Raw genomic sequence first — 10,637 nt, 5'->3', positions numbered from 1 at the left:
GTCTTCACTATGATGGCGGGAACCGGACACGTTGCCTATTCGGTCTTACCGGTGATTGCTGAAGTCAGTCGTAAAAGCGGCATTCGTCCGGCTCGTCCGTTAGGGATGGCGGTCATTGCCTCGCAATTTGCGATTGTGGCCAGCCCCATCGCCGCTGCGGTGGTGGCGTGTGTGGCCTTTTTAGAGCCGCAAGGGATTACCCTTGCTGATGTGCTGTCGGTTACCATTCCCAGCACCTTTATTGGTCTTGCCTTGGCATGTGTGATTGTTAATAAGCTGGGTAAAGAGCTTAAAGACGATCCTGAATATCAACGCCGTTTACAAGATCCCGACTTTCGTCGAGAAATGGAAGCGGATTTGGCCGTTGAAGATATCGAAGTCACGCCGGAGGCGAAGAAATCGGTTGGCTTGTTCTTATTTGGTGCCTTAGCCGTGGTCATCATGGGGGCATTCCCAACCCTGCGCCCGGCCTTTGATGGCGAGCCAATGGGGATGGCGCATACCATTGAAATCGTGATGCTGTCAGTGGGTGCATTGATCATTTTGACCTGTAAGCCGGACGGCAATGCGATTAGCCAAGGTTCGGTATTCCATGCCGGGATGCGTGCGATTGTCGCTATCTTTGGTATTGCTTGGCTCGGTGATACTTTGATTGGTGGCCATGGCGAGATGGTAAAAGAGGCGGTGTCTGGCTTGGTTGAGATGGCACCGTGGACATTTGCGTTTGCGCTGTTCGCTTTGTCAGTCATGGTGAACAGCCAAGGTGCAACGACAGCGGTGTTGGTGCCTGTGGCGATTACCTTGGGGCTGCCGCCTTCGATGATTATTGCGACCTTTGTAGCGGTGAATGGCTACTTCTTTATTCCTAACTACGGGCCGATCATTGCCTCCATCGACTTTGACCGAACCGGCACCACGCGGATTGGTAAGTATATTTTTAATCACAGCTTTATGGCACCAGGCTTGCTGAGTATGGTGTTCAGTATCGCTTGTGGTTTGCTGATTACCCAGGTGTTGTAAGGGCAATTGAAGGTATAAAAGAAGGGCGCTGTCAGCGCCCTTTGTTGTCTCTGTAGGTGGTTGGTGTCTGTTGTGAGTGACCGACTGATGACTGACCCACTAGGCGTTAAAGCGTTTACCGCGATACTTAGGATGCATCAGGTTTTCAACCGAGAAGATCTCGTCCAGCTCCCCCTCGGTCATTAAACCACGCTCGAGCACCACTTCTTTAACGCTCTTACCTGTTTCAGCACAAATCTTACCGACAATATCGCCCTCGTGGTGGCCGATAAAGGGGTTAAGATAAGTGATGATGCCAATCGAGTTAAGCACGTAGTGTTCGCACACGGCTTGGTTAACGGTGATCCCGCTCACACATTTTTCACCGAGATTGCGGCAACCATTGGCTAAAATCGAGATAGACTCAAACAGCGCCTGCCCAATCACCGGCTCCATTACGTTAAGTTGCAATTGACCGGCTTCGGCAGCAAAGGTGATGGTGGTGTCATTCCCCATCACGCGATAGCAAACCTGGTTCACCACTTCTGGGATCACCGGGTTAACCTTAGCGGGCATGATGGATGAACCGGCCTGCATTTCAGGTAGGTTAATTTCATTGAGCCCGGCACGTGGGCCCGAGGAGAGCAGTCGGAGGTCGTTACAAATCTTCGACAATTTCACCGCCAGGCGTTTTAGCGCACCATGGACCATCACATACGATCCACAGTCTGACGTGGCTTCAATCAAATCTTCTGCTGGGATACACGGCAAGCCTGTGATTTCAGCTAGGCGTTTCACCGCCAGTTGCTGATAGCCTTCTGCGGCATTCAGTTTGGTGCCAATCGCGGTGGCGCCGAGGTTGACCTCTAACAGTAGCGCGGCGGTATATTTAATGTTTTTGATTTCTTCGCGCAGTAGTACTGAGAAGGCTTTGAATTCTTGCCCGACCGTCATCGGTACCGCGTCTTGTAGCTGGGTGCGGCCCATTTTGATGACATGCGCATAGGCTTCAGCTTTGGCATCGAATTCTTTTTGCAGGTAATCAATCGCATCCATTAGCTTGAGAATGCTGTTGTAAACGGCAATACGGAAGCCTGTTGGGTACGCACAGTTGGTGGATTGGCTCTTATTGACGTGATCATTGGGGTTAATCACATCATAGTCACCTTTCTCGTGCCCCATCAGTTCAAGCGCAAGGTTGGCAATCACCTCGTTGGCATTCATGTTTACCGAGGTGCCTGCGCCGCCTTGGAAGACATCCGAGGGGAACTGATCCATGCATTTGCCGGTTTCTAAAATCTGGTCACAGGCTTTGATGATGTAATCACCGACATCGGCAGGAATAACACCAAGCTCTTGGTTTGCCATCGCAGCGGCTTTTTTGGTGTAAACCATGCCGCGAACGAAATCGGGGATATCAGAAATCCGGGTACCGGAAATGGTAAAGTTTTCCACTGCCCGCAACGTATGGATACCGTAGTAGGCATCGGCAGGTACCGCGCGTTGGCCGAGTAAATCTTCTTCTAAACGGGTTGCAGTAGTGAGGATCGAGGTTTCATTGGGTGTTACAATCGTCTGAGACATGCGTTGGCCTTAACATCAAGTTATTATAATGATTAAAACGTCGCCACAAATTTTGCTGTAGAATCCATTCCTCAGAGATTTTGGCTGGATGTATTATCTGTTACATCCTTTCAGCCGCCATTACAGCATATAATGCGGTGAAAAGGGCTGACCCCGGTCACAGCTGTAGCATGGCGCATAGACAAAATGCGCTTTCTTGCACATTGATTCAAGCGCTAAATTCGGTTTCGTTGTTCGGCGTTTGGCGGATTTTGATGTTAGGATGAAAAGTCCATTTCCAGCGCGAGGTGAATCGTGTTTCCAATCTTATTGCTGCTATTTATTCTGGTCCCAGTGATTGAAATCGGCCTGTTTATTCAGGTTGGTGGTTGGTTGGGATTGTGGCCCACACTGGCGCTGGTTTTGATCACCGCATTCGTCGGAGCCTCCTTGGTGCGCAGCCAAGGACTGATGACCTTGGCCTCGGTGCAAGACAGGCTTAATCGCGGAGAATTGCCCGCCCAGCAAATCCTTGAAGGCGTGATGCTGGCCGTCGCTGGCGTGCTGCTGTTAACGCCAGGCTTTATGACCGATGCGATGGGGATGTTGGTGCTGCTACCAGCACCGCGTGCCGCGCTCGCCAAACAAGTGATGAAACGCGTCACTGTCTCTCAAGCAGGCTTTAGCCAAGGTGGCTTCCATCAAGGGGGCAATGCGCAAGGACCTTTTGGGGAAGATCCTTTCCGTCGCGGAGGCCGTGGTGACGATGGCGACACCTTTGAGGGGGAATATGAGCGCAAAGATGACGACGAGGATGACCATCGTCTGCGCTAAGCCATTTCGGAGTTAAACCCAGCAAAAAGGCCGCATCATGAGGAAGCGGCCTTTTTCGATCATAACGTCCGCTTATTGGGTGAGCTCGGGGCGATGACGGTATTGATCGAGTGATGCTGGGTTATCCAAGGCGCTTAACTGTGCCACGTCTTGCCCATGGACCACATCGCGTACCGCCAATTCGGCCAGTTTCCCTGACTTGGTGCGCGGAATATCGCTCACCTCGGCAATCACGGCGGGAACATGACGCGGCGTGCACTGGGTGCGGATGGTTTTTTTGATGGTTTGCTTGAGTGGTTCATCCAGTGTCACACCAGCAGCGAGTTTGACGAATAGCACTACGCGGACATCGTTTTTCCATTGCTGACCGATGACCACTGAATCCATGATCTCGCTAAGCTGATTTACATGGCGATAGATCTCCGCCGTACCAATTCGTACCCCGCCTGGGTTTAGTACCGCATCAGACCGACCATAAAACACCATGCCACCTTGTGCGGTCAGGCGCACATAGTCACCATGGAACCAGATGTCATCAATCTTGTTCCAATAGGCATTGTGATAGCGACTGCCATCGGTATCGTGCCAAAAGCCAACCGGCTGGTTGGGGAAGCTATTGCAACACACCAGCTCCCCTTTCTGCTCCTCAACTGCTTGGCCTTGGGGGTTAAACACTTGTACATCCAGCGCCAAGCCGCGCTTTTGGCTTTCGCCGCGATAAACCGGTGACAGTGGACTGCCAAGAACAAAACAGCCACAAATGTCGGTACCACCCGCAATCGAGCTTAACTGCAGATTAGACTTTATCTTTTGATAGACATAATCAAACTGCTCGGGCGCAAGTACTGAGCCGGTCGAACATAGGACGCGCAGCGACGCCAGCGAGTAATCATCTTTCGGCGCCACCCCTTGTTTTTCCAATGCTTCTAAGTATTTCGCCGCCGTGCCAAAAAGGGTGATCTGATGCTGCTCGGCCAGTCGCCAAAGTACGCCTGCATCCGGATAAAACGGCGAGCCATCATAGAGCACCAAGGTCGCGCCGCTTGCCAAGGCACTGACCTGCCAATTCCACATCATCCAGCCGCAGGTGGTGAAGTAGAAAAAGCGATCGCCGGGGCGCACATCTGAATGGAGTTGATGCTCTTTCAGGTGATTGAGCAATATCCCCCCTACCGAATGAATAATGCACTTGGGCTTACCCGTGGTGCCGGAAGAGTAAAGCACAAAGAGTGGGGCATTGAATGCCACGCGGGTAAAGCGAAGCGGCGGCGCGTCGTGGGCTAATAAATCTTGCCAATTATCCACGCCAGCGGGTAAAGAAGGTCGATCACCATCAAAAGGGATCACCACTAGGCGCTCAATGGCCGGTACCTTATCCACCACCTGCTGCGCTTTATTCAGGCAGTCATAGGTTTTGCCGTTGTAGTGATAGTGATCGGTGGTAAACAGCACTTTGGGCTCGGTTTGGCCAAAACGGTCCAACACGCTGTCGACGCCAAAGTCCGGTGAGGTTGAGGTCCAAATCGCGCCCAGTGCCGCGGTGGCAAGCATCGCAATCACGGTTTCAGGCAGGTTAGGTAAATAGCCAGCAACCACATCGCCCGGCTGAACACCTTGGGTATCTAGGTAGTGACGGATGGCCGCGATCTGATCGACGAGCTCACGCCAAGTGAGGGTTCGTGCTACCTCATGCTCACCGCTAAAAATCATCGCTGGTTGGTCGGCATACTGCTCGGCGTGTTTGAGCAGATTTTCGGCATAGTTGAGGCGCGCGGAGGGAAACCAGTGGCTATCCCGATTAGGGTGCTCGGGGTTGATATCGCACACACTCTCGCCCGGATCGCCGATCACGCCGGAAAATTGCCATAACTGTTGCCAAAAATCGCCGCTTTGGCGTACTGACCATGCATAAAGATCGTCATAGCCACTCAGCTGGGTGTCGTGATCTTGATTCACGGCACGGATAAACGCGGCGAGTAAGGTGTGGGTTTGACGTTCCTTATCCGGCGCCCACAACAATCCGTCTTTCATGTCCTCTCCTTAGCTCTTATCAGGGTGTGCCTGTATAAATGCATCCAGCGCTTGGCATTGTGATTCAATGCGCGTCAGGGTTGGGTAGGCCGTTAAATCAAACGCAAATCGGCGTGCATTAAACAGCTGCGCGACCAAACAAATATCGGCCAAATTGGGCGCTTCGCCGCCAATAAAGGGGCTGTCTAATCCTTGTAATTTGGCTTCCAAACCATCGAACCCTTGTTTTAGCCAATGGTGATACCAAGTGATTTTGTCGTCATCACTGTGGCCAAAGGGGCCGGTTAAGTATTGCAGAACCCGCAAGTTATTGAGTGGATGCACATCACAGGCAATGTCGAGCGCCAGTGATCGACACTGGGCTTTTTGCACTGGATCACTGGGGAGCAGTTTGACCTGTGGATAGCGCTCGTCGAGGTATTCGATAATGGCGAGCGATTGGCTCAAGGTGACATCGCCATCGACCAAGGTAGGCACTAAACCGGCGGGGTTGAGCGAACGATAGGCGTCGCTGTGCTGGTGTTTATCAAGCAGGGACACGGTTTCTCGTTGGTAGCTGAGGCCTTTAAGGCCAAGGGCGATGCGGACGCGGTAGGCCGCGGTCGACTTACTGTAATCATAAAGCAGCATACAAGCTCCTAGACGGCGTCAACGTCAAGCGCGCCTAGAGACTCTAGGCGCGCATCAAGGTTACTCCGGGATGTAACGGGTCACGGTTTGCTCAATGGCGCCGAAAATAGATGCCTCTTGGCTGTCGCGCATATCGATGGTGACGCTATCGCCAAAGGTCATAAACGGGGTTTTTGCCTCACCTTGGTCGATAATTTCCAGCATGCGCTTTTCGGCTAAGCAGCACGAGCCTTTGCTGCGATCGGTGTTGGACACAGTACCGGAGCCAATAATGGTCCCCGCACTGACATGGCGGCTTTTCGCCACATGCGCGACCAGCTCGGCAAAATCAAAGGTCATATCGACACCGGCCTCGGGTGACCCGAACCATTCGCCGTTGAGGGTGACATGCATCGGTAAGTGGACTTTATGATCGCGCCAGTGATCGCCCAGCTCATCTGGGGTAACCGCTACCGGTGAAAATGCAGAGGCGGGCTTGGATTGGAAAAAGCCGAACCCTTTGGCAAGCTCGCCGGGGATCAGGCTGCGCAGTGAAACATCGTTGACCAGCATCAGCAGTTTAATGTGTTGGCCCGCTTTGTCAGCACTAAGGTGCATGGGCACATCATCGGTGACGACGGCAAGCTCGGCTTCAAAGTCACAGCCCCACGCATCATCGACTAATTCAATCTCGTCACGTGGGCCGAGAAAGCCATCAGACATGCCTTGATACATCAGTGGGTCGGTCCAAAAACTCTCAGGCATTTGTGCGCCGCGTGCTTTGCGCACCAGTTCAACGTGGTTAACGTAGGCGCTACCATCCGCCCACTGAAAGGCGCGGGGCAGCGGTGAATCGCAGACACTGGGGTCAAAGGCAAAGGACTCACTGACTTGGTTGTCGTTGAGCGCGTCGTAGCGTTGAGTCAGTTTGGGCGCCAGTGTCGCCCAATTATCGAGCGCCGCTTGTAGTGTGGGCGCAATATCGTCGGCGTGGACGGCGCGAGTCAGGTCACGAGAGACCAAAATCAATTTGCCATCACGTCCGTGTTTGAGTGAAGCCAGTTTCATTGCTTTCTCCTTCGCTATTCTGCGTCACTTGGCGTGCGCCAAGAGTAAACATAATCGGTCAGTTCGGTGGCTTTCGCCGCGTCGCCCATATCAAGTGGCATGCGGGTATCAATCATCACCGCCACTTCGTCGGTCTCTTTTTTCTGATGCTTTTTGCCCGCGGCAAAGGCTTTTGGGTGAGGACCATGTGGGAAGCCACAAGGGTGTAGAGTCACCATGCCGGCATCAATGTTATCGCGGCTGAAAAAGTCACCTTGGTGATAGAAAAGCACTTCATCATAGTCATCGTTATTGTGGTAAAAAGGCACCTTCAGTGCGCCAGGATCTGACTCGATCGGGCGGGGGACAAAGGTACAAATCACAAAACCTTGCGCGACAAAGGTGGTGTGCGCGGATGGTGGTAAGTGGTAACGATGGCTCATCAACGGGCGGATATCTCGCCAGTTGAGCCGGAATACGGTGAGATTGCCCTTCCAGCCCAAGGCATCGAGTGGGTTATAAGGGTAAGTGACACGGTTAAGCTGTTGGCGCGATTTGATCATCACTTGCCAGCTTTCGCTGTCGGATTGCTGGGCTTTAAAGCATTCGTCAATGCGCGCATGTTCTAACACCGCAGGGTCAAACACCGCATGTTCGCCGACAATGCCTCGTTCGGCGCTCATGTAGGAGCCATGTGTCGCTTCAATCATCAGCAAGGTGGTGGCCTCATCCGGCACCAGTCGCCAGCTGGTGGCGCGAGGAACGATCAAATAATCGCCTTTGCTGTAGCGCAAGTGGCCATAATCGCAATACAGCGAGCCTTCGCCCTGATGGACAAACAAGCAATCGTCGCCATCGCTGTTGCGCACCAGATAAGACATGGCGGTATCGGTGCGCCATAAGCGAACCTGAACGTTGGCATTGGATAACAGCACAGGTGCATCCATTGGCGACGTGCCTTGCGTTTCAACTCGGTTGGTATCAAAAGCATGCGGTTTCAATGGGCCTTCCCACTCGCTCCAGCCCGTCGGGGGATGGCGGTGATACATATGACTGGCCGGGCCAAAAAAGCCTTCCTTGCCACACTCGCGCTCGTAGGTTCCCTCGGGAAAGTCGCAGTGGGCTTGACGTGAGGCATCCCCTTCACGAATGGGGAATGAAAACCACTTTCGCATAACTCGCTCCTTGTGCTGGGCGGCCGTGCTCACCGGGACGGCCAAATAGTTTCAAAAGAAACAATCTATCCGTTTATACTAGCGATCAGAGACGAGAAAAAGCAACGCTCTGTTAACAAATATTTTACTTTGAGTGTTCAGTATTTTTGCCGCCTAAAAATCGTAAGTGTAAACAAAGCACTACCTTTGCATCTTATCGAAGCCTCTCGTAAAGTAGGTTATATGATTTCATTTGAAACTAACAGGTATGACCCTTCCTCATTTAGCACTCGATAGCTTTTTGCCTTATAAGTTGGTCCACACGGCGGAGTTGGTGGCCGATAGTCTTGCGGCACGTTATGAAGCAGAGTTTGGATTATCGCGTCCAGAATGGCGCGTGCTGGCCTCTTTGGGGGCACGGGATGGCGTGATGGCGAAAGATTTAGCCGCAGAAACGCGGCTGGATAAAGTAAAAGTGTCGCGCTTGCTTACCCGTTTAGAGCAGCACCAACTGGTAGAGCGACGCGCGTGCSAAGGTGATCAGCGCGCCGCGTTAGTCCATTTGACCGATAAAGGACGCACCCATTATCAGACTATTGTCCCCAAGGTGTTGGAGTGGGAAACAGCCATGCTTGAGGGACTCAGTGCGGCGCAGTATCAAGCGCTTTATCAGGCGTTAGACGCTCTGCAGCACCGCGTTCATGAGTTGGCTCAGACGGACAATGATGCCGCGAGTGTCTGACGGCGCAGCACCACGGCATACAGGTACGCCATAATACCGGCCAGTAGATTAGCAATGGCTATTCCCGCAAACAGGCCATGGGTGCCGTTGACCATGCCGCCCAGCCACGCACAGGGCACCAAGAAGACAAACAAACGGACGAGGTTGCAGGCGAACGAATGCAATGAACGCTTCATAGCATTCAGGCCGCCGACCAATAACATCAAGGTGCCTTGTAAGCCGTAACTGGCCGGAACCACCATCAAATAGTGGGCAATTTCTTGTTGAACCCGCACATCGTCACTGAACAAATTCGCAATCAGATCGATAAAAGGCCACAGCGACAAGTACAGGGCAAACTGGAACAAGATGGCAAAGCGCATCGCGCTAAACAGTGCCTGAAAGGCCCGTTGATGGTATTGCGCGCCAAAGTTTTGCGACATTAAGGGCGTGAGCGATGACGTCATCGCCATCATCACAATTAATAAAATGGCTTCAATGCGTTGCGCGGCGCCATAGGCGGCAACGCTTTCTGTGCCTTGTGAGGCGAGCATCATCATTAAAATGGCACCTGCCGCCGGGTTTAAGGCATTGGTCATCCCAGCGGGCATGCCAATTTTAAGGATTTGACGGACGTCAGTCGCCAGTTTGGTCCATTGTGGTGCGATTAGTAGCCGTTCACGGCGAATCAGTATACTTAGCGCGGCTATCAATGCCCCCGCCCAACTGACGGCGCTGGCGATGGCGGCCCCTTTTACGCCCAGCTCGGGAAACGGACCCAAGCCAAAAATCAGTAAGGGGTCGAGCGTCCCATTAATCAGGCCGGAGACCATCATGATTTTCGCCGGCGTTTTGGTGTCGCCCGTGGCGCGGATAGCGGCGTTTCCTGCCATGGGTACCACGAGTAATGGTATGGTGAGGTACCATACCTGCATATAGTCGTGGATCAACGGCAATAAGTTGTCGCTTGCCCCGAGTGCGGAGAACACTGGATTGATGGTAACCGCCCCCAGCCAACCGACGGCCATCACTATGAATACCGCCAAGATCAAGCCGTGACTCGACACCCGCGCGGCATCTTGATGATCGCCTTGACCAAGCAATCGCGCCACCAAGGCGGCAATGCCGACCCCTAACCCGAGCGTGATGGAGTTAACCGCAAAGGTGATGGGGAAGGTGAAGCTCACCGCAGCTAGTGCTTCCGTGCCAAGCAGTGAAATAAAGAATGTATCCACCACATTGAACATGATGATCGCGAACAGCCCAAATACCATGGGCACGGTCATCTTACGCAATGTGAGGTTGATCGGGGCGGAGAGCAGCCCGTGTTTGTCGTTCATAATCGCTTATCACTGGGTTGGGACGGCTTACCCTAGCGGATCCTCACAATCGGAGAAAGTTGCCAGTCTAAAAAAACAAAAAAATTACTGTAAAACCCTTGGGAAAGAAAAAGGGCGTCCCCACATAGGGAGTTACATCAGGAACCGGACGCATGTACGGCCTGTGTGCATACTTACTTCATCAAACGGAACATCATTACTAATTCAGGAGACGACCGATGAACATTCGTCCACTACATGATCGCGTTATCGTTGAGCGCCAAGAAGCTGAGTCTAAATCAGCGGGCGGCATCGTGTTAACTGGTTCTGCTGCAGAAAAGTCTACCCGCGGTAAAGTGC

The 10,637-nt window shown here is 52.7% G+C and carries 9 protein-coding genes and 1 pseudogene; 4 read left to right on the top strand and 6 right to left on the bottom strand.

Features of this window, described 5'->3' with window-relative positions:
- The coding region (locus BZG14_RS13285; RefSeq protein WP_077608954.1) for an anaerobic C4-dicarboxylate transporter family protein at nucleotides 1–1,020 on the top strand (1,020 nt) is incomplete at its 5' end.
- Nucleotides 1,021–1,119: 99 nt separating this feature from the next.
- On the opposite strand, the gene aspA is transcribed toward BZG14_RS13285, so the two are convergent.
- Nucleotides 1,120–2,583 carry an aspartate ammonia-lyase gene (gene aspA / locus BZG14_RS13280; RefSeq protein WP_077486480.1) on the bottom strand — a complete coding sequence of 488 codons (1,464 nt, stop codon included), beginning with the start codon at nucleotides 2,581–2,583 and terminating at the stop codon, nucleotides 1,120–1,122.
- 294 nt (nucleotides 2,584–2,877) lie between these two features.
- Here aspA and BZG14_RS13275 point away from each other — a divergent pair, with 294 nt between their 5' ends.
- Entirely contained in the window at nucleotides 2,878–3,396 is a 519-nt protein-coding gene (locus tag BZG14_RS13275) for an FxsA family protein (RefSeq protein ID WP_077486479.1), read from the top strand.
- Nucleotides 3,397–3,468: 72 nt separating this feature from the next.
- On the opposite strand, the gene BZG14_RS13270 is transcribed toward BZG14_RS13275, so the two are convergent.
- From BZG14_RS13270 to BZG14_RS13255, 4 genes are read right to left on the bottom strand one after another with little or no spacing between them, the layout of a single operon-like run.
- Nucleotides 3,469–5,427: an acetoacetate--CoA ligase gene (locus tag BZG14_RS13270; protein WP_077608953.1), complete on the bottom strand. Its 1,959-nt coding sequence runs from the start codon at nucleotides 5,425–5,427 to the stop codon at nucleotides 3,469–3,471.
- 9 nt (nucleotides 5,428–5,436) lie between these two features.
- Complete coding sequence (maiA, locus tag BZG14_RS13265) at nucleotides 5,437–6,057, bottom strand: maleylacetoacetate isomerase (RefSeq protein ID WP_077486477.1); 621 nt, start codon at nucleotides 6,055–6,057, stop codon at nucleotides 5,437–5,439.
- Between the two features lie 60 nt (nucleotides 6,058–6,117).
- Nucleotides 6,118–7,104 carry a fumarylacetoacetate hydrolase family protein gene (locus BZG14_RS13260; RefSeq protein WP_077608952.1) on the bottom strand — a complete coding sequence of 329 codons (987 nt, stop codon included), beginning with the start codon at nucleotides 7,102–7,104 and terminating at the stop codon, nucleotides 6,118–6,120.
- A gap of 14 nt (nucleotides 7,105–7,118) precedes the next feature.
- Nucleotides 7,119–8,258 (bottom strand): homogentisate 1,2-dioxygenase, encoded by a 1,140-nt coding sequence (locus BZG14_RS13255; protein ID WP_077608951.1) that lies wholly within the window; start codon nucleotides 8,256–8,258, stop codon nucleotides 7,119–7,121.
- Between the two features lie 247 nt (nucleotides 8,259–8,505).
- On the opposite strand from BZG14_RS13255, the gene BZG14_RS13250 reads away from it, so the two are divergent.
- Nucleotides 8,506–8,979, top strand: coding sequence for a MarR family winged helix-turn-helix transcriptional regulator (locus tag BZG14_RS13250; protein ID WP_077608950.1), 474 nt, complete (start codon nucleotides 8,506–8,508; stop codon nucleotides 8,977–8,979).
- On the opposite strand, the gene BZG14_RS13245 is transcribed toward BZG14_RS13250, so the two are convergent.
- Complete coding sequence (locus BZG14_RS13245; RefSeq protein ID WP_077486473.1) at nucleotides 8,949–10,298, bottom strand: MATE family efflux transporter; 1,350 nt, start codon at nucleotides 10,296–10,298, stop codon at nucleotides 8,949–8,951. The two genes, BZG14_RS13250 and BZG14_RS13245, sit on opposite strands and share 31 nt — an antisense overlap.
- Nucleotides 10,299–10,516: 218 nt before the next feature.
- Here BZG14_RS13245 and groES point away from each other — a divergent pair.
- Nucleotides 10,517–10,637: pseudogene (gene groES, locus BZG14_RS13240) on the top strand (co-chaperone GroES); the annotation flags it as partial.

The organism is Salinivibrio sp. IB282 (assembly GCF_001995685.1).
GTDB classification, from domain to species: Bacteria; Pseudomonadota; Gammaproteobacteria; order Enterobacterales; family Vibrionaceae; genus Salinivibrio; species Salinivibrio kushneri.
Note: the sequence above shows the minus strand (reverse complement) of the source record. Positions and strands in the feature narration are given on the sequence as shown.